Annotated in this window: 25 protein-coding genes; 12 read left to right on the forward strand and 13 right to left on the reverse strand. The window is 71.3% G+C overall.

The features are described 5' to 3' along the window. Window positions 1-20 precede the first annotated feature (20 nt). From FJ658_RS04915 to FJ658_RS04925, 3 genes are all read left to right on the forward strand, one after another. The gene (locus tag FJ658_RS04915; protein WP_141144253.1) at window positions 21-1,175 is read left to right on the forward strand and encodes an adenosine deaminase; all 1,155 of its coding nucleotides are present in this window, start codon (window positions 21-23) and stop codon (window positions 1,173-1,175) included. Window position 1,176: 1 nt separating this feature from the next. After that, window positions 1,177-1,617, forward strand: coding sequence for a PTS sugar transporter subunit IIA (locus FJ658_RS04920; RefSeq protein ID WP_141144254.1), 441 nt, complete (start codon window positions 1,177-1,179; stop codon window positions 1,615-1,617). 105 nt (window positions 1,618-1,722) lie between these two features. After that, window positions 1,723-1,995, forward strand: coding sequence for a PTS sugar transporter subunit IIB (locus FJ658_RS04925; protein ID WP_141144255.1), 273 nt, complete (start codon window positions 1,723-1,725; stop codon window positions 1,993-1,995). Window positions 1,996-2,022: 27 nt separating this feature from the next. On the opposite strand, the gene FJ658_RS04930 is transcribed toward FJ658_RS04925, so the two are convergent. Beyond that, window positions 2,023-3,750 (reverse strand): phospho-sugar mutase, encoded by a 1,728-nt coding sequence (locus tag FJ658_RS04930; protein WP_141144256.1) that lies wholly within the window; start codon window positions 3,748-3,750, stop codon window positions 2,023-2,025. After that, window positions 3,747-4,580 carry a purine-nucleoside phosphorylase gene (locus FJ658_RS04935; RefSeq protein ID WP_141144257.1) on the reverse strand — a complete coding sequence of 278 codons (834 nt, stop codon included), beginning with the start codon at window positions 4,578-4,580 and terminating at the stop codon, window positions 3,747-3,749. The genes FJ658_RS04930 and FJ658_RS04935 overlap by 4 nt, the downstream gene beginning before the upstream one ends. A 129-nt stretch (window positions 4,581-4,709) precedes the next feature. On the opposite strand from FJ658_RS04935, the gene FJ658_RS04940 reads away from it, so the two are divergent. Next, window positions 4,710-6,146: an NAD(P)H-quinone dehydrogenase gene (locus FJ658_RS04940; RefSeq protein WP_141144258.1), complete on the forward strand. Its 1,437-nt coding sequence runs from the start codon at window positions 4,710-4,712 to the stop codon at window positions 6,144-6,146. Between the two features lie 542 nt (window positions 6,147-6,688). Further along, on the forward strand, window positions 6,689-7,252 hold the full coding sequence (locus tag FJ658_RS04945) for a hypothetical protein (RefSeq protein ID WP_141144259.1): 564 nt from the start codon (window positions 6,689-6,691) through the stop codon (window positions 7,250-7,252). A gap of 106 nt (window positions 7,253-7,358) precedes the next feature. Here FJ658_RS04945 and FJ658_RS04950 read toward each other — a convergent pair whose 3' ends face one another. After that, a complete protein-coding gene (locus tag FJ658_RS04950; RefSeq protein WP_141144260.1) occupies window positions 7,359-7,679 on the reverse strand; it encodes a DUF1905 domain-containing protein in 321 nt (106 codons plus the stop codon). Window positions 7,680-7,765: 86 nt separating this feature from the next. Here FJ658_RS04950 and FJ658_RS04955 point away from each other — a divergent pair, with 86 nt between their 5' ends. Beyond that, window positions 7,766-8,518 carry a DedA family protein gene (locus tag FJ658_RS04955; protein WP_141144261.1) on the forward strand — a complete coding sequence of 251 codons (753 nt, stop codon included), beginning with the start codon at window positions 7,766-7,768 and terminating at the stop codon, window positions 8,516-8,518. A 34-nt stretch (window positions 8,519-8,552) separates the two neighbouring features. Here FJ658_RS04955 and FJ658_RS04960 read toward each other — a convergent pair whose 3' ends face one another. Further along, window positions 8,553-10,322: a biotin carboxylase N-terminal domain-containing protein gene (locus FJ658_RS04960; RefSeq protein ID WP_141144262.1), complete on the reverse strand. Its 1,770-nt coding sequence runs from the start codon at window positions 10,320-10,322 to the stop codon at window positions 8,553-8,555. 106 nt (window positions 10,323-10,428) lie between these two features. Then, on the reverse strand, window positions 10,429-11,082 hold the full coding sequence (locus tag FJ658_RS04965) for a nucleoside triphosphate pyrophosphatase (RefSeq protein WP_141144263.1): 654 nt from the start codon (window positions 11,080-11,082) through the stop codon (window positions 10,429-10,431). 21 nt (window positions 11,083-11,103) lie between these two features. On the opposite strand from FJ658_RS04965, the gene FJ658_RS04970 reads away from it, so the two are divergent. The 5 genes from FJ658_RS04970 (at window position 11,104) to FJ658_RS04990 (ending at window position 16,266) form a co-directional block, all read left to right on the forward strand. After that, window positions 11,104-12,354 (forward strand): class I SAM-dependent RNA methyltransferase, encoded by a 1,251-nt coding sequence (locus tag FJ658_RS04970; protein WP_141144264.1) that lies wholly within the window; start codon window positions 11,104-11,106, stop codon window positions 12,352-12,354. Between the two features lie 125 nt (window positions 12,355-12,479). Further along, window positions 12,480-13,175 (forward strand): response regulator transcription factor, encoded by a 696-nt coding sequence (locus FJ658_RS04975; RefSeq protein WP_181408329.1) that lies wholly within the window; start codon window positions 12,480-12,482, stop codon window positions 13,173-13,175. A gap of 28 nt (window positions 13,176-13,203) precedes the next feature. Continuing rightward, window positions 13,204-14,493, forward strand: a complete 1,290-nt coding sequence (locus FJ658_RS04980; protein ID WP_141144266.1) for a sensor histidine kinase — start codon at window positions 13,204-13,206, stop codon at window positions 14,491-14,493. Beyond that, window positions 14,490-15,536, forward strand: coding sequence for a hypothetical protein (locus FJ658_RS04985; protein ID WP_141144267.1), 1,047 nt, complete (start codon window positions 14,490-14,492; stop codon window positions 15,534-15,536). Before FJ658_RS04980 ends, FJ658_RS04985 begins: the two co-directional genes overlap by 4 nt. Before the next feature lie 58 nt (window positions 15,537-15,594). Next, window positions 15,595-16,266 (forward strand): glycosyltransferase family 29 protein, encoded by a 672-nt coding sequence (locus FJ658_RS04990; RefSeq protein ID WP_141144268.1) that lies wholly within the window; start codon window positions 15,595-15,597, stop codon window positions 16,264-16,266. Here FJ658_RS04990 and FJ658_RS04995 read toward each other — a convergent pair. Further along, window positions 16,249-16,698: a hypothetical protein gene (locus FJ658_RS04995; protein WP_141144269.1), complete on the reverse strand. Its 450-nt coding sequence runs from the start codon at window positions 16,696-16,698 to the stop codon at window positions 16,249-16,251. The genes FJ658_RS04990 and FJ658_RS04995 overlap by 18 nt on opposite strands. Between FJ658_RS04995 and pseB the strand changes: the two genes are divergently transcribed. Then, window positions 16,649-17,695: a UDP-N-acetylglucosamine 4,6-dehydratase (inverting) gene (gene pseB / locus FJ658_RS05000; protein WP_255447565.1), complete on the forward strand. Its 1,047-nt coding sequence runs from the start codon at window positions 16,649-16,651 to the stop codon at window positions 17,693-17,695. The two genes, FJ658_RS04995 and pseB, sit on opposite strands and share 50 nt — an antisense overlap. A gap of 13 nt (window positions 17,696-17,708) precedes the next feature. Here pseB and FJ658_RS05005 read toward each other — a convergent pair whose 3' ends face one another. The 7 genes from FJ658_RS05005 to FJ658_RS05035 form a co-directional block, all read right to left on the reverse strand. Next, window positions 17,709-18,464, reverse strand: coding sequence for a cytidylyltransferase domain-containing protein (locus tag FJ658_RS05005; protein WP_181408330.1), 756 nt, complete (start codon window positions 18,462-18,464; stop codon window positions 17,709-17,711). Further along, window positions 18,461-19,441, reverse strand: a complete 981-nt coding sequence (locus FJ658_RS05010; RefSeq protein WP_141144271.1) for a glycosyltransferase — start codon at window positions 19,439-19,441, stop codon at window positions 18,461-18,463. Before FJ658_RS05010 ends, FJ658_RS05005 begins: the two co-directional genes overlap by 4 nt. Beyond that, on the reverse strand, window positions 19,438-20,511 hold the full coding sequence (locus FJ658_RS05015; RefSeq protein ID WP_141144272.1) for an N-acetylneuraminate synthase family protein: 1,074 nt from the start codon (window positions 20,509-20,511) through the stop codon (window positions 19,438-19,440). The genes FJ658_RS05010 and FJ658_RS05015 overlap by 4 nt, the downstream gene beginning before the upstream one ends. Beyond that, window positions 20,508-21,446, reverse strand: a complete 939-nt coding sequence (locus FJ658_RS05020) for an SDR family oxidoreductase (protein ID WP_141144273.1) — start codon at window positions 21,444-21,446, stop codon at window positions 20,508-20,510. Before FJ658_RS05020 ends, FJ658_RS05015 begins: the two co-directional genes overlap by 4 nt. Before the next feature lie 428 nt (window positions 21,447-21,874). Continuing rightward, window positions 21,875-22,117 carry an acyl-CoA carboxylase epsilon subunit gene (locus FJ658_RS05025; RefSeq protein ID WP_141144274.1) on the reverse strand — a complete coding sequence of 81 codons (243 nt, stop codon included), beginning with the start codon at window positions 22,115-22,117 and terminating at the stop codon, window positions 21,875-21,877. Then, window positions 22,114-23,721 (reverse strand): acyl-CoA carboxylase subunit beta, encoded by a 1,608-nt coding sequence (locus FJ658_RS05030; RefSeq protein ID WP_141144275.1) that lies wholly within the window; start codon window positions 23,719-23,721, stop codon window positions 22,114-22,116. The genes FJ658_RS05025 and FJ658_RS05030 overlap by 4 nt, the downstream gene beginning before the upstream one ends. Before the next feature lie 116 nt (window positions 23,722-23,837). Beyond that, complete coding sequence (locus tag FJ658_RS05035; protein WP_141144276.1) at window positions 23,838-24,623, reverse strand: polyprenol monophosphomannose synthase; 786 nt, start codon at window positions 24,621-24,623, stop codon at window positions 23,838-23,840. Between the last annotated feature and the right edge of the window lie 94 nt (window positions 24,624-24,717).

Raw genomic sequence — 24,717 nt, forward strand, 5'->3', positions numbered from 1 at the left:
GGCCCGGTAGATTCGTGGGCATGAGCAGTGCCGACGACCTCACCGCCGAGTCCTCCGCCGACGCCTCCGACGAGGTCTCGACCACGGTCGAGGGCACGCCCCTCGTCGACCTGCCGAAGGTCGCGCTGCACGACCACCTCGACGGCGGCCTGCGCCCGGCCACGATCATCGAGCTGGCGCGCGAGCGCGGCATCGACGTGCCGGTCGACGACGCCGACGGGCTCGGCTCCTGGTTCCGCGCGCAGTCCGACTCCGGCTCGCTCGTCGAGTACCTCAAGACCTTCGATCTCACGATCGCCGTGATGCAGACCGAGGAGGGTCTGCGCCGCGTCGCCCGCGAGTTCGTCGAGGACCTCGCCGCCGACGGCGTGCTCTACGGCGAGCTGCGCTGGGCGCCCGAGCAGCACCTCAGCCTCGGCCTCAGCGCGGATGCCGCGGTCGAGGCCGTGCAGGCCGGCATCGACGAGGCCGTCGCCGCCGTCGAGGCCCGCGGCGGATGGATCCGCGCCGGCCAGCTGGTGAGCGCCATGCGCCACCTCGACAACGGCGTGGCCATGGCCGAGCTCGCCCTGCGACACCGCGACAGCGGCGTGCACGGCTTCGACATCGCCGGGCCCGAAGACGGCTTCCCGCCGAGCCGCATGAAGCCCGCCTTCGATCTGCTGCTGGGCGAGGGCATGCCGATCACCGTGCACGCGGGCGAGGCGGCCGGAATCGACTCGATCCGCAGCGCCCTGGTCGACGGCCATGCGCTGCGCCTCGGCCACGGCGTGCGCATCCGCGAGGACATCGAGGTCGTCAGCGACGACGGCGAGGCCATGGGCGTGCGCCTGGGCCGCCTGGCGCAGTGGGTGCGCGACCGCCGCGTCCCGCTCGAGGTGAGCCCCTCATCCAACCTGCAGACCGGCGCCTTCGCCGCCTGGGGCTCGGAGTTCGGCGAGCACCCGATCGACACGCTCTACCAGCTCGGCTTCGCCGTGACCGTCAACACCGACAACCGCCTCATGAGCGGCACCAGCATCACCCGCGAGCTCGGCCTGCTGGTGGATGCCTTCGGCTACGACCTCGACGACCTGCTCACCTTCCAGCTCAACGCCGCCGAGGGCGCGTTCCTGCCGCTCGAGGAGCGCATCGAGCTGCAGGCGCGCATCGAAGACGGGTTCGGTCTCGACTGAGATGGCCCTTCCCCCGCTCGACGACGCCGCGATCGTGATCCGCGGCGAGGCGGCCGACTGGCGTGCCGCCGTGCGCCTGGCCGGCGCCGCGCTCGCGCGCACGGGCGCGGCGACGCCCGCCTACGCCGACCAGATGGTGCGCATGATCGACGAGCACGGCCCCTACGCGGTCATCTCGCCCGGGCTCGCCCTAGCGCACGCCCGACCCGGCCCCGACGTGCTGACCGACGGCCTGTCGGTCGTGACGCTCGCCGAGCCGGTCGCGTTCGGGCACCCGCAGAACGACCCGGTGCGGGTCGTGCTCGGGCTCGCCGTCGCGACGCCCGCGCAGCACCTGAGCTACATCGCCGACCTGGCGAACGCCTTCAACGACTCCGACACGACCGAGCGCCTCGCGGCGGCCGACGACGCGGATGCGGTGCGCGCGATCCTCGCGGGCTGACGCGGGGCGCTGCGGGCGGGCGAGCTCCCGACCCATCCCACCCGTGCGGGCGCCGCCCGTTCTCGGGCTGACCATCGCATCCCGGGGCGTGGGATCATCGTGCCCATGAAGATCGTGGCGATCTGCGGTGCGGGCATCGGCACCAGCGGCATCCTCAAGGTGAACGCCGAGCGCGTGCTGCACCGGCTCGGCATCGAGGCCGCCGTCGTCGCGACCGATCTCGACTCGCTGCAGGCCGAGGCCGACGACGCGCAGGTGATCCTGACCAGCCCCGAGTTCGTGAGCGCGATCGGCACGACCTTCGCCGACGTCGTGGTGATCGACAACTACTTCGACACGACCGAGCTCACCGAGAAGCTCGAGGCCGCGCTCGGCTGAGCTGGTCCGTCGTTCCGCGCGCGCTCCTCAGGCGAGCAGCTCGCGCATCCCCGCGTCGAGGCGCGCGACGAGGTCGCGGGCGGCCGCGAGGCGCTCGGCTCCCGTGCCCGACGTGGATGCCGCATCCAGATAGACCTTGAGCTTCGGCTCGGTGCCGCTCGGGCGCACGATCACGCGCGAGTCGCCCGCCAGCCGATAGCGCAGGATGTCGCTCGGCGGGTAGTCGCCGACGCCGTCGAGGAAGTCGTCGATCGACTCGACCGCGACGCCGCCGATCGACGTCGGCGGGGCGGCGCGCAGAGCGCCGACCATGCGCGGGATGTCGGCGAGCTCGGCGACGCGGATCGAGATCTGGCCCGAGGCGTAGCCGCCGACCCGCTCGGCGAGGTCGTCGAGCGCTTCGGCGATCGTGCGGCCCTCGGCGTCGAGCGCGGAGGCGAGGTCGAGCAGCGCGACCGCGGCCGAGATGCCGTCCTTGTCGCGCACCGTGCCGGGGTTCACGAGGTAGCCGAGCGCCTCCTCGAAGCCGAAGGCCAGGTCGGGCGCGCGCGAGATCCACTTGAAGCCGGTCAGCGTCTCGACGTGGCCGAGCCCGGCGGTGCGGGCGATCGCGCCGAGACCGGGGGAGGAGACGAGCGAGCAGGCGAGCGTGCGACCGGTCGCGGCGGCGGCACGCGGCCCGTCGCTCGACGCGTCGCCCGCTACGACGGCCCGCGCCGCCCGGTCGCCCAGCAGCATCCCGACCTCGTTGCCGCTGAGGCGGCGCCAGCCCTCGGTCGTCGACGCGTCGGGGATGCCGACGGCCAGCCGGTCGGCGTCGGGATCGTTCGCGATGATCAGCTTCACCCCGCTGCGGGCGGCGAGCGCGAACGACAGATCCATCGCGCCCTCCTCCTCGGGATTCGGGAAGGGCACCGTCGGGAAGTCGGGGTCGGGGTCGCGCTGCTCGGCGACCACGACCGGCTCGCCGAAGCCCGACGATGCGAACACGCGGGCCGCGGTCTCGTAGCCGACGCCGTGCATCGCGGTGTAGACGAAGGGGATCGGCCGGGCCGCCGCCGAGGCGACGCCGGCGGTCGCGGCGACGTAGTCATCGACGACCGACTCGTCGACGAGCGTCCACGCGTCCGAGCGGGGCAGGTCGGCGATCGACCCGGCGGCGACGCGCAGGATCTGCTCCTGGATCTCGGCGTCCGACGGCGCGACGATCTGCGATCCCGCGTCGGCGCCGCCGAGGTAGACCTTGTAGCCGTTGTCGCGCGCCGGGTTGTGGCTCGCGGTGACCATGACGCCGGCGCTCGCGTCGAGTCGGCGCACGGCGAAGGCGAGCACGGGCGTGGGCAGTCGGCGCGGCAGCAGCCGCGCATCCACCCCGGCGCCCTGCATCAGCTCGACGGTGTCGCGCGCGAAGGCCTCGGAGTTGTGGCGGCCGTCGAAGCCGACCACGATCGACGGATGCGCCTCGCGCGCCAGCAGGAACGCCGCGAGCCCCGCGGCCGCCTGCGACACGAGCACGCGGTTCATGCGCTGCGGTCCGGCACCGAGCTCGCCGCGCAGGCCGGCCGTGCCGAACTCGAGGCGCCCGTCGAAGCGGGCGGCGAGCTCGCGGGAGGCATGCTCGGCCGCATCGTCGCCGCCGGCCGCGCCCGCGCGCCCCGCCGCATCGACGAGCCTCTGCAGCTCGTCGCGCGTGACGGCGTCGGGGTCCTGCGCGATCCAGGCCCGTGCCGACTCGAGCACCGAGCGCGGGCTCACAGCTTCGCCACCACCCGGGCGAGCAGGTCGCTGATCACCGGCTCGGCGTCCTTGCCCGACTGCAGCACCTCGGCGTGGCTGAGCGGCTCGGGCGAGATGCCGGCGGCCAGGTTCGTGATGAGCGAGAAGCCGAGCACCTCCATGCCGGCCTGCCGCGCGGCGATCGCCTCGAGCGCGGTCGACATGCCGACGATGTGGCCGCCGATCGTCTTCGCGTACTGCACCTCAGCGGGCGTCTCGTAGTGCGGGCCGCGGAACTGCACGTAGACGCCGTCGTCGAGGCCCGCATCCACCTCGCGGGCGACCGCGCGCAGGCGGGCCGAGTACAGGTCGGTGAGGTCGATGAACGTCGCGCCCTCGAGCGGGGATGCGCCGGTCAGGTTGAGGTGGTCGCTGATCAGCACCGGGGTGCCAGGCGTCCAGTGCTCCTTGATGCCGCCGGCGCCGTTCGTCAGCACCATCGTCTTCGCGCCCGCGGCGGCGGCCGTGCGCACCGAGTGCACGACCCGACGCACGCCGTGCCCCTCGTAGAAGTGCGTGCGGGCGCCGATCACGAGCGCGTGGCGGTCGTCGGCGAGGCGGATGCTGCGCAGGGTTCCGACATGCCCGGTCAGGGCGGGAGCGCTGAAGCCGGCGATCTCGGTGGCCGGCACCGTCGCGACGGTCTCGCCGATCAGGTCGGCGGCCTTCGCCCAGCCGCTGCCGAGCGTGAGCGCGATGTCGTGCACGGCGACGCCGGTCGCGGCGGCCAGCTGCTCGGCGGCGTGGGCGGCGATCTCGAAGGGGTCGGCCGCGGGATCGTCGAGGGGGTTCTGCTGCGTCGTCGCCATGAGCCGAGCCTAAGCGCTCGTGCTGTCGCGCGAGCGCGGTGGATGCGGGCTGACGTTCATCGCGCATCCACCGCCCGCTCGCCCGCCCCGCGGCGGCGAACGCCCCGTGAACCTGGAAGAATCGGGAGCATGCCCTTTCAGTTCGAGCGGAAGCAGCGGATCGCCGTCCTCGGAGGCGGACCGGGAGGCTATGAGGCGGCCCTCGCGGGCGCCCAGCTCGGCGCCGAGGTGACCCTCGTCGAGCGCGTCGGCGTCGGCGGCTCGGCCGTGCTGACCGACGTCGTCCCCTCGAAGACCCTGATCGCGACCGCCGAGGCCGGCACGCAGGTGGGCGGAGCCGCCGACCTGGGCGTGCAGTTCTTCGCCCGGGGCGAGTCGGGCCGGGCCGTGAAGCCCGAGATCACCGTCAACCTCGGCGCCGTCAACCAGCGCCTGCTCATGCTCGCCCGGCAGCAGTCGGAGGACATGAAGTCGTCGCTCATCAAGGCGGGCGTCAACATCGTCACCGGCGACGGCCGGCTCGACGGCCCCAACCGCCTCGTCGTCTCGACGGGCAAGGGCGCCAAGCGCACCGACTTCGACGAGATCGACGCCGACACGCTCGTCGTCTCGGTGGGTGCGAGCCCGCGCGTGCTGCCCACCGCCAAGCCCGACGGCGAGCGCATCCTGACCTGGACGCAGCTCTACCAGCTGCAGGATGTCCCGGAGCACATGATCGTCGTGGGCTCGGGCGTCACCGGAGCCGAGTTCGCCAGCGCCTACCGCGCGCTCGGCGCCGACGTCACCCTGATCTCGAGCCGCGACCAGGTGCTGCCCGGCGAGGACGCCGACGCCGCCCGCGTGATCGAGGACGTCTTCCGCCGCAACGGCATGCAGGTGCTCTCGAAGAGCCGCGCCGACAGCGTCGTGCGCGAGGGCGACGGCGTGCTCGTCACCCTCAGCGACGGCCGCGAGGTGCGCGGATCGCACTGCCTCATCGCGGTCGGCTCGACCCCGAACACGAAGGGCATCGGCCTCGAGGAGGCCGGCGTGCAGCTGACCGACAGCGGCCACATCCGCGTCAACCGCGTCGCGCGCACCTCGGTGCCCTCGATCTACGGCGCGGGCGACTGCTCCGACTTCCTGCCCCTGGCCTCCGTCGCGTCGATGCAGGGCCGCACGGCGGTCTACCACGCGATGGGCGACGCGGTGAACCCGACCGAGCTGCGCAACGTGACCTCGAACATCTTCACGCAGCCCGAGATCGCGACCGTCGGCTGGTCGCAGAAGCAGATCGAAGACGGCATCGCGCAGGGCGACATCTACAAGCTGCCGCTCGCCTCGAACCCGCGCGCCAAGATGATGGGCATCAAGGACGGCTTCGTGAAGCTGTTCGCCCGCACCGGCTCCGGCACGGTGATCGGCGGCGTCGTCGTCGCCCCGAAGGCGTCGGAGCTCGTGCTGCCCATCGCCCTCGCGGTCGAGCACCGCCTCACGGTCGACCAGCTGGCCCGCGCCTTCAGCGTCTACCCCTCGCTCTCGGGCAGCATCACGGATGCGGCTCGCGCGATGCACATCGTCAGCTGACGCCGGCCTGGGCTGCAGGATCGCGCGGCGATCCTGGCTTCGCCGCACGATGTTCACGCTCCTCCCCAAGATCGCGCGGCGAGGAGCTATCCACCGATAGCGGCTCGGGGCGCCTGGCGTGAATGCGTGAGAGCCAGCATGTGCCCATGCATGGAACCCGACGCCTCGACTGGCTCGACTCGCTGGCACTCGCATCCGAGGCGCGGGCCGTGGGGGCCGAGACGCAGTTCTACCGGGCAGTGACCTCCGGCAGGCTGACGCGATGCGCGACCGGCGTCTACCTGCCGACGGCGGTGTGGGCGCAGCTGTCACCCGAAGAGCGCTTCGTCGCGCGCGTCGAGGCGGCAACCCGTCGTCACGGATTCGACGAGCCCTTCAGCGGGACCACCGCCGCGGTGCTCTGGGAGCTGCCGTTCACCGCACCGATCCCCGAGCGGACCGAGATCGTCATGACCGACCGCGGTGGCGGTCGGAGCAGGCCGGAGCTCGTCCGACGTCTCGGAGCGCCGACCGTCGGAGACGTCGACATCGAGGGCTACCGGGTGACGAGCCTGGCGCGCACGCTCGTCGACGTGAGCCGGCGCGCGCCGCTCGAGGTGTCGGTTCCGATGCTCGATCACGCACTCCGTCCGGTGAAGTCCGGCGAATCGGGAGTGCGCCGACGACGTGTCGAGCGCGACGAACTGACATCGGAGCTCGAACGCTCGGCGACCCGGATCGGTCTGAGCCGCGCACTCTCGGCGATCGCGTTGGCGGACGGTCGGAGCGGGTCACCCGGGGAAGGGCTGAGTCGCGTCACGATGCATCGTCTGGGCATACCGGCACCGACGCTGCAGCAGTCGTTTCACGATGGAGGCCGCCTCGTCGGCATCACCGACTTCTGGTGGCCCGACATCCGGCTCATCGGCGAGTTCGACGGCTATGGCAAGTACATGCGCGAGGAGTTCCTGAACGGTCGGACCCCGGCCGAAGCGGTGATCGACGAGAAGCGCCGCGAAGACGAACTGCGGGCGCTCGGCACGACCGTCGTGAGATGGGGATGGTCGGAGGCGCGCTCCCCACGGAAGCTCGAGCGGCTGCTCGCGCGGTTCGGGCTCGTCGGCTGAACGGAGCGGTCCGGCGTCGAGCTCGCCGCACGATCTTGAACTCGCCGCGGGATATCGTGCGGCGAAACGAGGATCGCCGCGCGATCCTGCGGGAAGCCAGCGCCGGTCAGCGGCGGTGCAGCCGCACGGCGACCTCGTCGCCGAGGTGCGTGCCCCGGGCCGCGAGACGGCGGCGCACGTCGGCACGCAGGGGCAGCATGTGCGCTCCGTCGCCGAAGGGCAGCACCGACGTCGACACCGGCATGTCGTCGACGGTGCCCGCGACCTTGACCGGCATGCGGCTGCCGAGCAGCTCGTAGCTGCCGGGCCAGACCACGACCGTCCACGCCCCCGCGTTGTCGCTGTCGCTCTGCAGACGCGCGCGGAAGGTGAACTCCTCGAAGTCGTCCTCGTCGTCGACCGACCGGGCGCTCGCGTCGTGCGTCATGGCCACATCATGCGCTCGCCCGACGCTCCGCGGAAGCCCGACGTGCTCGGAGCATCCACCCATGCAGCGCCGACAGGATGCTCGGGATGAGCGCCGCCGTCCTGACGACCCTCCCCGTCCTCCCGTCCCCCGCCGATCTGCCTCGCGCGGGGGTTCCGAGCACCTCGAACGCCGACGCCGACCCGGCCGACCTCGACGGACTCGTCGGCGTCGCCGCGCGCGTGATCGACGCGCTGGGGGAGGCGGGCGTCGGGCTGCTGACGCTCGTCGAGACGGTGTTCCCGCCCATCCCGAGCGAGGTGATCCTGCCGCTCGCGGGGTTCCTCGCCTCGCTTGGCGCGATGAACCTGGCGCTCGTGCTCATCGCCGCGACGGCGGGCTCGTACCTCGGCGCGCTCGTGCTCTACGCGCTCGGCGCGCGTCTCGGGCTCGATCGGGCGATCGGCCTGCTGGCGAGGCTGCCGCTCGTCGACCGCGAGGACTTCGAGAAGTCATCGGACTGGTTCCGCCGGCACGGCGGCCGCTCGGTGCTGTTCGGCCGGCTCATCCCCGGCGTGCGATCGCTCGTGTCGATCCCGGCCGGGGCTCAGCGGATGCCGCTCTGGCGGTTCTCGCTGTTCACGATCGTCGGCAGCGCCGTCTGGAACAGCCTGCTCGTCGGGCTCGGGGCGGCGCTCGGATCGCAGTACGAGCTGATCGACGAGTGGTCGGGCGTGCTCGACTGGGTCGTCATCGCCGCGGTCGTCGGGGGCGTCGCGTGGCTGGTCGTGCGGCGCATCCGTCGCTCGCGAGCAGCACGACGACACGTGGATGCGCGCGACGCGCAGGATCCGGCCTGAGCCGAGCGCGTGCGGGCGGGAAGGGAACCCGGGGTCAGTCGGCGATCGTGAGGAGCTGATGGCCCGACGAGACCGTCGCGCCGACCGTCGTCGTGATCGGGCCGACCGTGCCGTCCTTGTGGGCCGAGATGGGCTGCTCCATCTTCATCGCCTCGAGCACGAGCACGAGGTCGCCCTTGACGACCTTGTCGCCCTCGGCCACGGCGATCTTCACGATCGTCGCCTGCATGGGCGACTTGACCGCGTCGCCGGACGCGCCGACCGCACCCGAGCCGCCGCCGCTGCGACGCTTCGGGGCCGGAGCGCTCGACACCGAGCCGCCGCCGCCCGCGGGCAGCAGACGGGTGGGCAGCGAGACGGCGACGCGCTTGCCGTCGACCTCGACGACCACCTCGTGGCGCTTGTCGGCCTCGGGCGCGTCGGGCAGCATCCCGCCCCACGGCTCGATGTCGTTGTCGAACTCGGTCTCGATCCAGCGGGTGTAGACGCCGAAGTGGCCCTCGGGCGCCGTGAACGCGGGGTCGCGCACGATCTTGCGGTGGAACGGCAGCACGGTGGGCAGGCCGGCGACCTCGAACTCGTCGAGGGCGCGGCGGGCGCGCTCCATCGCATCCTCGCGGTCGGATCCGGTGACGATCAGCTTCGCCAGCAGCGAGTCGAACGAGCCCGAGATGACGTCGCCCGTGGTGACGCCGGAGTCGACGCGCACGCCGGGGCCGCCGGGGAAGCGCAGCACCTGCACGGGGCCGGGCATCGGCAGGAAGCCTCGGCCCGGGTCCTCGCCGTTGATGCGGAACTCGATCGAGTGGCCGTGGGTCTCGGGGTCGCCGTAGCCGATCTCCTCGCCCTCGGCGAGGCGGAACTGCTCGCGCACGAGGTCGAGTCCGCTGACCTCCTCCGAGACGGGGTGCTCGACCTGCAGGCGGGTGTTCACCTCGAGGAACGAGACCGTGCCGTCCTTGCCGATGAGGAACTCGCAGGTGCCGGCGCCGAGGTAGCCGACCTCCTTGAGGATCGCCTTCGACGAGCTGTAGAGCAGCTCCTTCTGCTCGTCGGTGATGAACGGCGCGGGCGCCTCCTCGACGAGCTTCTGGTGGCGGCGCTGCAGCGAGCAGTCGCGGGTGGAGACGACGACGACGTTGCCGTGCGCATCCGCCAGGCACTGGGTCTCGACGTGGCGGGGCTCGTCGAGGTACTTCTCGACGAAGCACTCGCCGCGGCCGAAGGCGGCGACGGCCTCGCGGGTGGCCGACTCGAAGAGCTCGGGCACCTCCTCGCGGGTGCGGGCGACCTTGAGGCCGCGTCCACCGCCGCCGAAGGCGGCCTTGATGGCGACCGGCAGGCCGACCTGGTCGACGAACTCGAGCACCTCCGCCGCATCCGCGACGGGGTTGAGGGTTCCGGGGGCGAGCGGCGCGCCGACCTTCTCGGCCACGTGGCGGGCCGAGACCTTGTCGCCGAGGCGCTCGATGGCCTCGGGGCTGGGGCCGATCCAGGTGATGCCGGCGCCGATGACGGCGCGGGCGAAGTCGGCGTTCTCGGCGAGGAAGCCGTAGCCGGGGTGCACGGCGTCGGCGCCGGAGCGGCGGGCGATCGACAGGATCTTGTCGATCACGAGGTAGGTCTCGGCGCTCGTGGTGCCGCCGAGGGCGTAGGCCTCGTCGGCCAGCTTGACGTGCCGGGCGTCGCGATCCTGGTCGGCGTAGACGGCGACGGACCCGAGTCCGGCGTCTCGTGCGGCCCGGATCACCCGGACGGCGATCTCTCCGCGGTTAGCGACAAGGACCTTCGTGATGCGCGCCATGACTCACCAGCCTATTCACACCTCGGGGGCTCTCGGTTGTCGCACCGCCACAAAACGGCGTCGCGCCGCTGTGAGGGGTCGGACAAAGCGACGGGTCAGGCGCGGGTCAGTCGCGGTTCCAGAGCTCCGGCCAGGCGACGCCGAGCCGGCCGGCGAGGCGACGCAGCAGCGGGATGCTCAGCCCCACGACGGTGGACGGGTCGCCGACGATGCGGTCGATGAACGCGGCGCCCCGGGCGTCGATCGTGAACGCGCCCGCGACCTTCAGCGGCTCGCCGGTCGCGACGTAGGCGTCGATCTCCGCCTCGCTGAGGTCGGCCGCGAAGTGCACCTCGGCCGAGGAGGGCTCGCCCACCGCATCCACGACCCGCCCCTCGCGCACGAGGATCAGCCAGTGGCCCGAGTGCAGCACGCCGTGTCGCCCGCGGTAGGCCAGCCAGCGCTCGCGGGCGCGCTCGGGCAGATGCGGCTTGCCGTAGATCGTGCCGTCGAAGGCGAAGGCCGAGTCGCCGCCGAAGACGAGCGCGTCGCCCTCGCCGAGCCCCTCGAGGGCCTCCTCGACGGCGCGCACCACGGCCTCGGCCTTGAGCCGTGCGAGCAGCTGCACCATGTCCGCCGGAGCGAGCGGACCGTCGCGCTCCTCGCGCTCGGCGACCGCCGCCTCCTCGTCGACGCCCGGGGCGATCGCGATCGGCTCAATGCCCGCCGCGTTCAGCGTGGCGAGGCGGGCCGGGGAGGTCGAGGCGAGAAACAGGCGCACAGCGCTCCTATGCTCATCGGGATGAATGACAAGGCGACGCAGTCGAAGACCGACCAGATCGGCCGTGAGGTCGAGCTCGAGGCTACCAACATGGCCCACGGCGGCATCGCGGTCGCGCGCCTCGACGGGCGCGTCGTCTTCGTGCCCGACACGATCCCCGGCGAGCGCGTCCTGGCGCGCATCACCGAGCAGAAGAAGAGCTTCCTGCGCGCCGAGACGCTGAGCGTGATCGAGGCGAGCGAGCACCGCCAGCCGCACGTCTGGGACGCCGCGTCGCTCGAGCGCTCGCCCGGCAAGCGCGCCGGCGGCGCCGACTACGGCCACATCACGCCCGCGCACCAGCGCGCCCTCAAGTCGTTCGTGCTCTCCGACTCGCTGAAGCGGATGGGCGGCATCGACCGCGAGGTCGAGGTCGAGAAGGTCGACGGCCCGGCCGACGGCACCGGATGGCGCACCCGCGTGCGCCTGCACGTGAGCGAGCGCGGCACGCTCGGACCGATGGCGGCCCGGTCGCACAAGGTCGTCTACGTGCCCGACCTGCCGCTCGCCACGCCCGGCGTGCGCGAGACGGCGCCGCTGACCGAGGAGTTCTCGCCCGACCTGCGCACGGTCGACGTGGTCGAGCCGTCGGGCGGCGGGGGAGCGCGCCTCATCCTCGGCGAGCAGTCGCCCTCGACGATCGTCGAGCGCGTCGACGACCGCGAGTTCGTGCTCGACGACGGCGGGTTCTGGCAGGTGCACCGCAGCGCGGCGGCCGTGCTGACCGAGGCCGTGCAGTCGGCGATCGACCCCGAGCTGTTCGATCCGAAGGCGGCGAACCTCGACCTCTACGGCGGCGTCGGACTGCTCGCGGCGGCCGTGGGCGACCGCTTCGGCTCGGGCGTGCGCATCACGAGCGTCGAGTCGGAGGAGCGTGCGACCGAGCACGCCAGCGAGAACCTGGCCGACTGGCTCGGCGCGAGCGCCGTCACCGCCAAGGTCGAGCACTGGGTGCGCGACCTCGCCTCCTGGTCGCCGAACGAGCGCGCCCGCCTGGCCGCGGCGACCGTGGTGCTCGACCCGCCGCGCGCCGGCGCCGGCAAGCAGGTCGTGGATGCGCTGGCCGCGGTCGGCCCCGCGCAGCTGGTCTACGTGGCCTGCGACCCGGTCGCGTTCGCCCGCGACGCGAAGCTGCTGGCCGAGCACGGCTACGAGCTGGGCGCCCTGCGCGCCTTCGACCTCTTCCCGAACACGCATCATCTGGAGACGGTCGGCACCTTCCGCCGCGCCTGACCCGGGCTCCCGCGCATCCACCCGCCGTTCCGCCGCGTCGCGACCCGGGCTGTCGTCCCCCGGCGGGCTACCATGGCGGCGGGGCTGAACCGGCCCCGAGGACCGGGGGTGGGATGAGCGCGCAGATGGTCGATGCAGGCACCGGAACCGAGCAGGGCACCCGGCAGGTGCGGGTGGCCGTCGTCGACGACCACGAGTCGGTGCGACTCGGCCTCAAGGCCGCGTTCACCGACCAGGGCTACGACTTCGTGCTCGCCGCCTCCAACGTCGACGAGCTGATCGGCGGCCTCGGCGGCCGCGAGATCGACGTCGTCGTGCTCGACCTGTCGCTCGGCGACGGCTCCAGCGTGACCGAGAACGTGAAGCGCGTGCAGGCGGCCGGATCGGCCGTGCTCGTGCACTCCATCGCCGACCGCGTCGCGCTCGTGCGCGAGGCGCTCGCCGCGGGAGCCGCCGGCGTGATCCCGAAGGCCTCGGCCACCAGCACGGTCATCCAGGCGGCCGCGACGGTCGCCCGCGGCGACGTGCTCAACAACCTCGAGTGGGCGACCGCGATCGACGCCGACCGCGACTTCGCGAAGGCGCAGCTGGGTCGCCGCGAGCGCGAGATCCTGCACCTCTACGCCTCGGGCCTGCCGCTCAAGCTGGCCGCCGAGAAGCTCGGCATCGGCTACTCCACGGCGCGCGAGTACCTCGACCGCATCCGCTCGAAGTACGTCGAGGTCGGTCGCCCCGCGCCGACCAAGGTCGACCTGCTGCGGCGCGCGGTCGAAGACGGCATCCTGCCGGGGCTCGACCCCGACGCCACCGACGGCCGATGACCGGCACCGCGACCCGGCACGGGATGCGGTGAGCGCCCTCCCGGCCCGCGTCGCGCCCTCGGCGCCCCCGCCCCGCTCGGTCACGAACCCGCTGAGTCTGACCCGGCTCGACACCGCCCTCGCGCGCTCGGCCGCCGGCTTCGGCGTCGCGTTCGTGGTGCAGTCGATCCCCGTCGCGATGGGGCAGCTCGGCAACATCAACATCTGGTGGTCGGCCGTGCTGCTGACCGCCCTGGGCCTCAGCCTCGCGGCCGCCGTGGCGGCGTCGATCGTGCGGCGCTGGGTGCGCAGCACGCAGGCGGCGTTCGCGATCGTCTACACGGTCGCGCTGATCAGCTGGCCGTTCGCCGTGCTCGATCCGGGTGAGGCGCCGAAGACGAGCTTCTTCCTCTACTTCGTGCTGACGATCGCGACGGCGATGGCCACGGTCGGGCTGGATGCGCGCTTCGCGACGCTGTTCGTCGTGCTGCTCCCGGTGATCTACGCCGTGATCCGGGTCACGCCGGCGGGCGGCGGCGTCTCGCTGACGCAGGCGGTGCTCGACTCGGTCTACTCGGTGATCCTCGGCGGGGTCATCACGATCATCATCATCGTGCTGCGCCGTGCGGCGCGCACGGTCGACACCGCCCAGCAGATGGCGCTGCGCCGCTACGGTCACGCGGTGCGCCAGCACGCGATCGAGGCCGAGCGCGTGCAGGTCGACGCGATCGTGCACGACAGCGTGCTGACCACGCTGCTCTCGGCCGCGCGGGCGTTCACGCCCGAGGCCAAGGAGCTGGCGGCGACCATGGCATCCAATGCGATCGGGCACCTGCGCGACGCGGCGGCCGTGGCGCCCGACTCGGATGCCGAGGTGCGGGTGGCGGTCGTCGCGACCCGCGTGGCGGATGCGGCGAGCACGATGTCGCAGCCCTTCGCCGTGTCGGTGGCCGAGGCCGGCCGGGCGGTCGTGCCGATCACGGTCGCCGAGGCCGTCTACTCGGCCGCGGTGCAGGCGATGGTCAACAGCCTGCAGCACGCCGGAGACGGCGTGAAGCGCTGGGTGAGCGTCGAGGCCGAAGGCGACGGCATCCGCATCGAGATCGGCGACGAGGGCCGCGGCTTCGACCCGTCCACGGTCCCGACCGAGCGTCTCGGGGTGCGGGTCTCGATCCTCGAGCGCGTCGCGACCGCCGGCGGCTCGGCCGAGCTGGACTCGGCGCCGGGCGGGGGCACCCGGGTGCGGCTGCGCTGGCCGGCATCCGATGACGCGGCGGGGGCGAGCGGTGCTCCGGGCGGGCGCGACGGCGTCGACGACCTCGACGGGGGCCTCGCATGAAGATCGTCGCCCCCAAGTTCGTGATCATCGCCCTGGCGGCGCTGTTCTCGAGCTACCACGTCGTGCTGGCGGCCTACTCGCTGTCGTTCCCCTTCGCGAGCGACACGGCCCCCGTGATCGTGGCGATCGTGCTCTACGCCGCGGCGACGCTCGTGTCGCTGCTGCCGACCGGGTCGCAGCGGATGCCCGTGTGGGTCTCGGTGTTCGTGCTCGCCGTGTCGGTGTCGCTGCCGCTCATCGTGACGAGCGTGCTCGACCCCGAGCGCGAGGGCGGCAACGGCTACGGCACCTGGTACGTCGCCGCGGTGGGGACCCTGCTGACGATCGCCGCGACGCGCTACCGCGCCGGCTTCGCCTGGGCCGGCATCGCGTTCCTGGTGGTGCAGTCGCTGCTCTGGGCCGGCCCCGCATCCCTCGGCTCGATCGGCGTGATCGGCTCGGCCGCCTGGGTCGGCGTCGCGCACATCATCACGAACACGCTGACGAAGGCGGCGCGCGACTCGCAGCAGTTCGCGATGGCCGAGCGCGAGGCAACGGAGTGGCAGGCGGCGCAGGAGGCGCACCTCAGCGAGCGCCAGTTCCGCCTCGGGCAGACGGGTGTCATGGCCCTGCCGATGCTGCAGACGATCCGCCGTGCCGGCGGCGACCTCAGCGAGGAGGAGCGGCTGGAGTGCCTGCACCTCGAGGGCGCCATCCGCGACGAGATCCGCGGGCGCAAGCTGCTCGACGACCGCGTGCGCGAGCAGGTCATGCTGGCGCGGCGCCGCGGCACGATCGTGACGCTGCTCGACGAAGGCGGCATCGACGAGCTGGATGACGCGGAGCTCGAGCGCGTGCACGGCCGGCTGGCCGAGGCGCTGCGCGGCACGAGCGCCGAGAAGGTCATCGTGCGCACCGTGCCCGAGGGCTCGGAGGTCGCGGTCACGGTGGTCGGCCTCGACGGCACGGGCGACGGCGCGGCCGCGCTGCTCGGCGTCGACGAGGAGGAGGAGGTCTCGCTCTGGCTCGAGATCCCGCGCACCGAGGTCGTCGCCGGCGCCTGATCCCGGCGGGCGCGTGATCCGTCCGGCCCGCGAGGCGCGGCCGATATGATCGGGGATTATGTCCAGCCGCGTCGTACCCCCGCGTCGCCGCACTTTCGACGTCATCCGCGACCTCTGCCTCGTGCACGCGTCGTCGTCGCCGGTGCGGACGATCGCCATCGTCGGGAACGCACCGCAGGAGCCGTCGGCCGAACGCGCGCACCAGATCGATTCCGCAGATCTCGTATTCCGGGTCAACGGCTTTCGTCTCGATCGCGCCGACGAGGCGCCGACGGTGGGGCGCCGAGCCGATGTCGTGATGTTCAACCGAGGACTGCGAGCGACGCCGTGGTTCTTCGAGGGCTATCGCAGTCGGCTGTACCTGATGGTCGAGCCGGGGCGCATGCACTGGGAGAGCGAGGTCGTACCTGCCTGGTGGCCGCCTGACCTCGGGTTCATCACGATGCCCAACGATGAGCTGACCCTGCCGATCTCGGAGGAGATCGGCGTCGACGCCCGCATCGACCCCAGCTGGCCGACGACCGGCACGATGCTGATCTGGACGGCGCATCAGCTGTTCCCCGCGGCCCAGCTGCGCGTCTCCGGATTCTCGTTTCTCGACGACCCCCACCAGACCTCGTGGGAACATTCCTATGGAGCGCCCTCGCCGGTGGGACCCGAGCACCGCATCGACGCCGAGGGAGATCTCGTGCACCGTATCCTCGCCGCCGGTTCAGCCGTGCGCGTCTGACCGAAGGGACCTCTCATGGCCGGACTCTCCCGACTTCCCCTCCTCGGAGGACTGGTGCGTCGGCTTCACGCGACGATCGACAACCGCGTGCTCGATCGGCTCGATGAGCGCGGATCGGCCGACGGTCACGATCTGCGACAGCGGATCGAGCGGCTCGAGGTCGTCACCGAGGCGCTCGATCAGGCCGTGCAGCGGATCTCTCCGCACATCGCGGCTCTCGAGGTGCGCTTCGAAGACCGCCGCATCGACGAGCTCGCCGCCCGCGCAGCTGACCCCATGCCCGGCGAGGTCGGCGCTCTCATCGCGATGGTGCAGCAGCAGCAACGCATCGTGAGCGAACGTCTGAGCGCGCTGTCTCACTATGAGGAACGGCTGCGCCGCCTTGAGCTCACTGACGACTGACCACATTCCCATCGCGTCGACCCGGCGCATCCTGGAGGACTTTCGCATGTCACTGCTCACCGGAAGCTCGGTGCTGATCACCGGTGGAACCGGCTCGCTCGGCAAAGCGCTCATCGCCGAACTGCTCGCGAACCACGATCCGCGCCGTCTGGTGATCTTCAGCCGCGACGAGTTGAAGCAGTTCGAACTGCGCAAGGCCGTCGGAGAGGATCCGCGTCTGCGATGGTTTCTCGGTGACATCCGCAGCCGCGAGCGTCTGACCCGCGCGTTCAGCGGGGTCGACTACGTCATTCACGCCGCGGCACTCAAGCAGGTCGATACGGCCGAGTACAACCCCTTCGAATTCGTCGAGACGAACGTGCGGGGTTCGCAGAACGTCATCGATGCGGCGATCGACGCGGGAGTGAAGCGCGTCGTCGCCCTGTCGACCGACAAGGCGTCGAGTCCCATCAATCTCTATGGGGCGACCAAGCTCACGGGTGACCGGATGTTCATCAGCGGCAACCACTACGCCGGAGCGGCCGAGACCCGATTCTCGGTGGTGCGCTACGGCAACGTCATGGGCTCGCGCGGCAGCATCGTCCCGGTGTGGAAGGCGATGGCCGAACGCGGCGAGTCGCTCCCGATTACCGACAACCGGATGACGCGATTCTGGATCACCCTGCCGCAGGCGGTGGACTTCGTGCTCAGCGCCTTCGAGATCATGCAGGGCGGTGAGCTGTACGTGCCGCGCATCCCGTCGCTCAAGATCACCGACCTCGCCGAGGCGATCGCGCCGGGGGCGCGCACGCACGAGGTCGGCATCCGCCCCGGAGAAAAGCTGCACGAGGAGATGATCTCCTTCGATGACGCGCGGCGCACGTTGCAGTTGCAGGATCGCTACGTGGTCACCCCGCACATCTCCGGCTGGGGTTGGGAGGCGCCGGCGGACGGCGCCCCGGTCGCCGACGGCTTCGCCTACCACTCGAACACCAACGACCAGTGGCTCGACGTCGAAGCGATCCGTACGCTGCTCGCCTCCGCGTGAACGGCGGCGACGGTCAGGACGGTCGACGTCGCGCATCCACTACGCGGTAGTCCTTCTGACGCGCGGTCTCGTGGCGGGCGAACAGCGACGGCTGAGCTTCCGCGAGATCCGCGAGCTCCTGCCAGCGGGACAGCGCGGTGAGGTGAGGTGCCAGTCTGCGCACGATCTCCAGGTCCTCGGCAGTGTCGACGGTGACACGAAGGTGGGAGAGATCGCGGGGCAGGTCGATCAGTTCGATCCCGAACCGGTCGGGGTTCTCATAGAAGTACGGGGTGACGTGCTCGCGTTGGTGGGGCTCCGTCGCTTCGGCGAGTGCGGTCCGCAGCGCTTCGGCGCTCATCGCCTCGACGTCAAGGCCGACCGGAGTGGTCCGCGTCCAGGGTGGTGGAAGGCGGTTGGTGGCGTAGTCGGCGCCACCGACGACCGCGGCGATCACCTCGTCGACGAGCGACGGGTCGAGCAGCGGGCAGTCGGCTGTGACACGCACGATCACGTCGCCGGGCGCTTCCTCGAGGGCAGTGCCGAATCGCCCCAGCACATCGTGCAGGCTGCCGCGGACGACACGGGCGCCGAGCGAGACGGCGGCTCCCACCGTCTCCTGGTCGTCGGCCTGATCGGTCGTCGCCACGATCACCTCGTCCACGAGGGAGGCGGCTCGCAGCCGACGAACCGTGGAGGCGAGCACCGATTCGTCGCCGAGCGACGCGAGGATCTTGCCCGGCAGACGACTCGAGCCCATCCGAGCCTGGATGACGCCGATCGTGGTCACGACGCGGCTCCGCGGCCGATCGCGTGCCGTGCGAGCGCGGGCAGTCGAGCGCTCGTCTGGGCCCAGTCTGCTTCCGCGGCGACCCGCGCGGCGGCGGCCCTGGCGCGGTCGTCTCCCTCCGGGTTCAGCGCAGCGAGGATGCCAGCGGCGGCGCGGGTCGGGTCTCCGACCGGAAAGGTCCACCCGGTCCGCTCGTCGATCCATTCGGCATTGCCGGGGATGTCGCTCACGCAGCAGCGGGTCCCGAGGGCCATCGCCTCGAGAAGTGTGATCGAGCTGCCGTCGGTCAGGGATGCGCTCAGGTACACATCGGAGTCGGCGAGCGCTGCGTCGAGATCGGTCTGGGCGAGCCTGCCGACGAACTCGACGGAGTCGTCGAGACCCAGCTCGTGCGCCAGCCCTCGGAGATGCACCGTCTCGCTGCCATCGCCGGCGATGATCGCGCGCAGATCCGGAACGGACCGCCGGGCGATCGCGATGGCCCGGATGGCGGTCCCGACGTCGTACAGCGGCTCGTGACTGCGCGCGGAGACGACCGTGGGCGCTGGATTCGATCGCGCACGCCGAGTCAAGCCGATGCGCGCGAGATCGACGCCCCAGGCGAATCGTGCGATGCCCGTCGGCTCGGCGCCGAGCTCGAGCACGCGCCGCTCGACTGCGAGGTTGTCGACGAAGAGCAGCTCGGCGCGGCGGATCGCCCGCTCCGCCAGGCTGGCGTCGACACGGTCGGGTCCGATCAGGTCGAACCCCCACGACGTGACGATCAGCGCTCCCTGCCACACCTGCGACACGGCCGCGGTCACCGCACCGATCGGCCCGGCCTGCACCACGTCCGGAGCGAAGCGCCCCAGCTCCCGTTCGAGGTGCGCAGACCCGACGGGCACTGCCAGCGTCTCGACTCCGCTCGCCTCCCAGGCGTCGAGAAAGCGGAGATCGTGGGTGCGGTCGATGCGATCGGACAGGTAGGCGAGCCTCATCGCGCTGGCGTCAGGTCTTCCCAGCCGATGACCGCGTCGCGCGTGAGCTCGCTCGCGAGCACGCGTCCCACGACCTCGTCGACGTGGGCGGCTCCGATCGCGTGACGCGGGGCCGGGCGCAGCACCGAGATGTCGTCGCGGGTGAGGACATGGCCGGCGGGCAGGTTCCGGATGACCCGCAGAGCACGTCGCTGGATGACGACGGTGTCGTGCTCGTTGTCGGCGACGCGCTTCACGGGGCTTCCCAGCGCGAGTTCGAGTTCGCGACTGCGATCGACCATCTCCCGCCAGGTCTCCGGGTCCATCGAGAAGCCGTGGTCAGGGCCGGGACGGGTGGTGTCGTCGGTGAAGTGCTTCTCGACGACGCGAGCGCCGAGGGCGATCGCGCCGAGGGTCGTCGCATGTCCGGGGGTGTGGTCCGACAACCCGAGCACGACGTCGGGGAAGGCCGCGCGGTAGCTGTTCAGGACGTTGAGATGGATGTGGCTGAAGTTGCCGAGGTCGCCGGTGTAGTTCGTGTTGCACTGCATGAGCACGATGTCGGAGGTATGGCGTCGGATGACATCGATCGCGGCGACGACCTCGTCGAAGCTCGAGGCGCCGGTTGCGAGCAGCACCGGCTTGCCTTTCGAAGCAATCCGGTCGACCGCCTCGAGCCAGGAGAGATCACCGCTCCCGATCTTGTAAGCGGGCACCCACGGGTCGAGCATGTCGATCGCGCCGAAGTCGTAGGGGGCCGAGAAGTAGTCGATGCCGGCTCGATCGCAGGCCTCTTTGAGCGTCGGGGTCCACTCGTCTGGAATGGAGGCATCGGCGTAGACGTCGACCACCGAGCGCTCCCAGGCGGCCTGATGACCGATCTGCGTTCCCAGTTCGCGGAATCCGCGGTCGGAGACGATCTGCTCGGCGTGAAAGTTTTGGAACTTGGCGGCATCGGCGCCGGCTTCCGCAGCCAACTCGATCAGCTGTACCGCGCGGCCGAGGTCTCCGTCGTGGCTGGCCGCGATGTCGGCGATGAAGTACGTCGGGCTGTCATGGGAGACAGTCCGTGTGCCGATGGTGAAAGTCATGTCGTCTCCTTGGGGTGCCAGTCGCGGATGAGCTGTGGGACGCCGCGCTCGAACTCGCGGTGGAGTTCGTCGAGTCCGTCCTGCACGGTGGGCAGCTCGGACCCCAGGCGTGTCGCCGTCGCCGTCGTGTCGAGGCTGATGTCGGAGCCTCGGGCGACGACGAGGACATCGCGAGAGCGTGCTGGCCGGATGAGGTTGGGGTCGAAGCCGAAGCGGAGAGCGAGCCGTCGGCCGAAATCGTACTTCGACACGCTGTCGCGGGCGGTCACATGCTGAATCCCGTCGACGGACCGAGCGCTGAGGGCGCGGAGAGCGCCGATGAGGTGACCGACGTGCAGGGTCGACACGCGGACGTCGGTGAATCCGCGCATCACGTCGCCGGCGACGAGACCGCGATGGAAGAACTCGGCCAGGCTGCGACGTCCGCTCGGGCTCCATCCGAAGAAGTCGACTCGCGCCACGAGCGCACTCGGCACGGTATCGAGCACCGCGTGTTCCGATTCCGCTTTCGTCGCTCCGTACACGTGTGTCGGAGAAGTGGTCTCGTCGACCCGGTAGCCTCCGCGCCGGCCGTCGAAGACGGCATCGGTCGAGATGTGGATGAATCGAGCTCCCAGCGCGTCGCCTTCCCGTGCCAGTGCCTCGGCGGCCTCGACGTTCATCCGCCGTGCGAGGTCGGGATCGCGCTCACAGGCTTCGATGTCGGCCAGCGCGGCGGCGTGGAGGATCGTCGACGGTCGAAGGCGCTCGACCACATCGCGACGTGCGGACTCGTCCAGAAGGTCGACCGCGATGACATCGTCTCGATCGGGGGGTCTTCGGGCCACTCCGACCGCGGGGATGCCGGCGGCCTGCAGTGCGTGCATGGCGTTCGCTCCGAGCAACCCTGTCGCTCCGGTGACGAGCCAGGGACGAGCGCTCGAACCCCGATCCATCCGACGATTCAATCAGACCTAGGAAGAGAAGAAGGGCCGGGACTCCCCGTCCCGGCCCTTCTGACGTTTCGAGTCAGGGCGACAACCCGAATATCGCCCTGACTCGCCCCCACATCACCGACTTGCTTACCCTTGTCAGCCGGTGTGTGTCGCGATCGCTAAGAGGATCGCTGTATGACGAGGATGCCTGATCTGTACCCCGCGAAACAGTCATCATTTCGGGGGACTCGCGGGGGACATCCCCCGGAATTCCGGGCGACAACGGGAAATCGCGGGCGGAATCGGGCCTCGGGCGGGCCGAATCTCGGGGTACAGAACGTGAGCGCGGGTCGAATGATCGGTTCACCCCCGCGAAACCGACGGATTCCGCACATCCGAGCTTCGGATCCCGCTTGATGAGGATCGATCGGATGCGGGGACGCGCGGCCTCAGCGCCCGAAGGTGCTCCACGCCCCGACCGTCACACCGCGACGCGGCGCACGCTGACTGCGCCGCGTCGCGGTCGGACGGGGATCGCGCTGCTCGCGGTTCTCGGCGGCCAGCGCATCCAGCGAGGTCGTCAGCACCGCTATGACCGCCGCCAGCTCCTCGTCGCTCGGCCTGCCCGCGACGATGCGCACGTCGGCCACGGCGGGAATCGGCGCGGCGTCGCCGTTCGGGGCGCCGCTCACAGCGGGATGTTCCCGTGCTTCTTGGGGGGCAGCTCCGCGCGCTTGCCGCGCAGCGCTCGCAGCGCCTTGATCACGGCGACGCGCGTCGCGGCCGGCTCGATCACGCCGTCGAGCTCGCCGCGCTCGGCCGCGAGGAACGGCGAGGCGACGTTGTAGGTGTACTCGTTGGCGAGGCGCGTGCGCACGGCGTTGACGTCCTCACCGCGCTCCTCGGCGGCCCTGATCTCGCCGCGGTAGAGGATGTTGACCGCGCCCTGACCGCCCATGACGGCGATCTCGGCGGTCGGCCAGGCGAAGTTGATGTCGGCGCCGAGCTGCTTCGAGCCCATGACGATGTAGGCGCCGCCGTAGGCCTTGCGCGTGATGACCGTGACCAGCGGCACCGTCGCCTCGGCGTAGGCGTAGAGCAGCTTCGCGCCGCGGCGGATCACGCCCGTCCACTCCTGATCGGTGCCGGGCAGGTAGCCGGGCACATCCACCAGGGTCAGCACCGGGATGCCGAAGGCGTCGCAGAAGCGCACGAACCGGGCCGCCTTCTCGCCGGCCTCGATGTTCAGGGTTCCGGCCATCTGGTTCGGCTGGTTGGCGATGATGCCGATGCTGCGGCCCTCGATGCGCGCGAAGCCGACCACGATGTTCGGCGCGAACAGCGGCTGCACCTCGAGGAAGTCGTTGTTGTCGACCAGCTGCTCGATCACGTCGTGCACGTCGTAGGGCTGGTTCGGCGAGTCCGGGATGAGCGTGTTGAGCGTCATGTCGGCGTCGGTGATCTCGAGCTCGACGTCGTTCTCGTACACGACCGGCTCGGCCATGTTGTTGTCGGGCAGGAAGCTGATGAGGCTGCGCGCGTAGTCGAGCGCGTCGTCCTCGTCGTCGGCCATGTAGTGCGAGACGCCCGTGCGGGTGCTGTGGGTGTGCGCGCCGCCGAGCTCCTCCATGCCGACGTCCTCGCCGGTGACGGTCTTGATCACGTCGGGACCGGTGACGAACATCTGGCTGGTCTTGTCGACCATGATCACGAAGTCGGTCAGCGCGGGGGAGTAGACGGCGCCGCCGGCGGCCGGGCCCATGATGATCGAGATCTGCGGGATGACGCCCGACGCGGCCGTGTTCAGTCGGAAGATCTCGCCGTACTTGCCGAGCGCGACCACGCCCTCCTGGATGCGCGCGCCACCCGAGTCGAGCATGCCGATGATCGGCACGCCGGTCTTGAGCGCGAGCTCCATGACCTTGATGATCTTCTCGCCGGCGACCTCGCCGAGCGATCCGCCGAAGATCGTGAAGTCCTGCGCGTAGACGGCGACCTGACGGCCGTGGATCGTGCCGGTGCCGGTGACGACGGCGTCGCCGTAGGGACGGTTGCGCTCCATGCCGAAGGCGTGGGTGCGGTGGCGCACGAACTCGTCGAGCTCGACGAAGCTGCCCTGGTCGAGAAGCTGCTCGATGCGCTCGCGGGCGGTCTTCTTGCCCTTGGCGTGCTGCTTCTGGATCGCGGCCTCGCCGCTGGCGGTGACGGCCTCGTGGTATCGCGCCTTGAGGTCGGCGAGCTTGCCGGCGGTCGTGTACGGATCGGGCGTCGATGCTGCGTCGGTCACGGATGCCAGCCTAGCGAGGCCTCAGCGCTCGGCTCTGGAGGACACCGACAGCGGAACGGGTTCCGGCTGGTGGATCATCCACGAAACGCGTCGGCGGCGGGGTGCCGTCGGTGTCGGCGACGGCGTCAGCGACGGCGTCGGCCGAGCCGGCGCAGCACGCCCCAGCCGGTGACCCGCAGCATCGCCTCGAGCACGATCGCGCCCGACATCTTCGAGCGCCCGGCGACGCGGTCGCGGAAGGTGATCGGCACCTCGACGACCGGGATGCCCGCATCGAGCACCCGCAGCGCCATGTCGATCTGGAAGCAGTAGCCGCGCGAGTGCACGTCGTCGAGGTGCGCCGCGCGCAGCGCCTCGAGGCGGTAGGCCCGGTAGCCCGCGGTCGCGTCGCGCACCGGGATGCCGAGCACGAGGCGCGCGTAGGTGTTGCCGGCGCGGCTCAGCCACCCGCGCCACGGAGCCCAGTCGACGACGCGTCCGCCGGGCACCCAGCGCGACCCGATCGCGAGGCCGGGACCGGCCGGGTCGGCGACGGCCGCCAGCAGCGCCGGCAGGCTCTCGAGCGGGTGCGAGCCGTCGGCATCCATCTCGACCACCACGTCGTAGCCGCGCCGGTCCGCCTCGGCGAAGCCGGCCAGGTAGGCGCGGCCGAGGCCGTCGCGCGTCGTGCGATGCAGCACGCTCACGCGCGGGTCGGCGGCGGCCATCCGGTCGGCGATGTCGCCGGTGCCGTCGGGGCTGGAGTCGTCGACGACGAGCAGGTCGACATCGGCCACGGACGCGAGCAGGGCGCCGGCGACGCGCTCGAGGTTCTCGGCCTCGTCGTAGGTCGGCATCACCACGAGCGATCGCGGGCGCGGGCCTCGGGATGCGGGGCCCTGCGGGCCGGGCGCCGTCGCAGGGTCGTCCATGTCGCGCTCGACCCTAGTCGATGCGATGTCGCCGTCGGCCGTGCACGCGAGGCGGCTTTGCCGAATGCAACACTTCGAGCGGGATGAGGCATGA

The organism is Schumannella sp. 10F1B-5-1, from assembly GCF_006517535.1.
Taxonomy (GTDB): Bacteria; Actinomycetota; Actinomycetes; order Actinomycetales; family Microbacteriaceae; genus Schumannella.

Coding starts and splice junctions, on each gene's coding strand:
- FJ658_RS04950 (WP_141144260.1), bottom strand. CDS start 7,679: ATGACGCACGACGCGAGCGCCCGGTCGGTCGACGACGAGGACGACTTC.
- FJ658_RS04915 (WP_141144253.1), top strand. CDS start 21: ATGAGCAGTGCCGACGACCTCACCGCCGAGTCCTCCGCCGACGCCTCC.
- FJ658_RS05015 (WP_141144272.1), bottom strand. CDS start 20,511: ATGACTTTCACCATCGGCACACGGACTGTCTCCCATGACAGCCCGACG.
- FJ658_RS05010 (WP_141144271.1), bottom strand. CDS start 19,441: ATGAGGCTCGCCTACCTGTCCGATCGCATCGACCGCACCCACGATCTC.
- FJ658_RS04935 (WP_141144257.1), bottom strand. CDS start 4,580: ATGGCGACGACGCAGCAGAACCCCCTCGACGATCCCGCGGCCGACCCC.
- FJ658_RS04940 (WP_141144258.1), top strand. CDS start 4,710: ATGCCCTTTCAGTTCGAGCGGAAGCAGCGGATCGCCGTCCTCGGAGGC.
- FJ658_RS05035 (WP_141144276.1), bottom strand. CDS start 24,623: ATGGACGACCCTGCGACGGCGCCCGGCCCGCAGGGCCCCGCATCCCGA.
- FJ658_RS04985 (WP_141144267.1), top strand. CDS start 14,490: ATGAAGATCGTCGCCCCCAAGTTCGTGATCATCGCCCTGGCGGCGCTG.
- FJ658_RS04920 (WP_141144254.1), top strand. CDS start 1,177: ATGGCCCTTCCCCCGCTCGACGACGCCGCGATCGTGATCCGCGGCGAG.
- FJ658_RS04990 (WP_141144268.1), top strand. CDS start 15,595: ATGTCCAGCCGCGTCGTACCCCCGCGTCGCCGCACTTTCGACGTCATC.
- FJ658_RS04970 (WP_141144264.1), top strand. CDS start 11,104: ATGAATGACAAGGCGACGCAGTCGAAGACCGACCAGATCGGCCGTGAG.
- FJ658_RS05020 (WP_141144273.1), bottom strand. CDS start 21,446: ATGGATCGGGGTTCGAGCGCTCGTCCCTGGCTCGTCACCGGAGCGACA.
- FJ658_RS04995 (WP_141144269.1), bottom strand. CDS start 16,698: ATGCGCCGGGTCGACGCGATGGGAATGTGGTCAGTCGTCAGTGAGCTC.
- FJ658_RS04960 (WP_141144262.1), bottom strand. CDS start 10,322: ATGGCGCGCATCACGAAGGTCCTTGTCGCTAACCGCGGAGAGATCGCC.
- FJ658_RS04975 (WP_181408329.1), top strand. CDS start 12,480: ATGGTCGATGCAGGCACCGGAACCGAGCAGGGCACCCGGCAGGTGCGG.
- FJ658_RS04925 (WP_141144255.1), top strand. CDS start 1,723: ATGAAGATCGTGGCGATCTGCGGTGCGGGCATCGGCACCAGCGGCATC.
- FJ658_RS04955 (WP_141144261.1), top strand. CDS start 7,766: ATGAGCGCCGCCGTCCTGACGACCCTCCCCGTCCTCCCGTCCCCCGCC.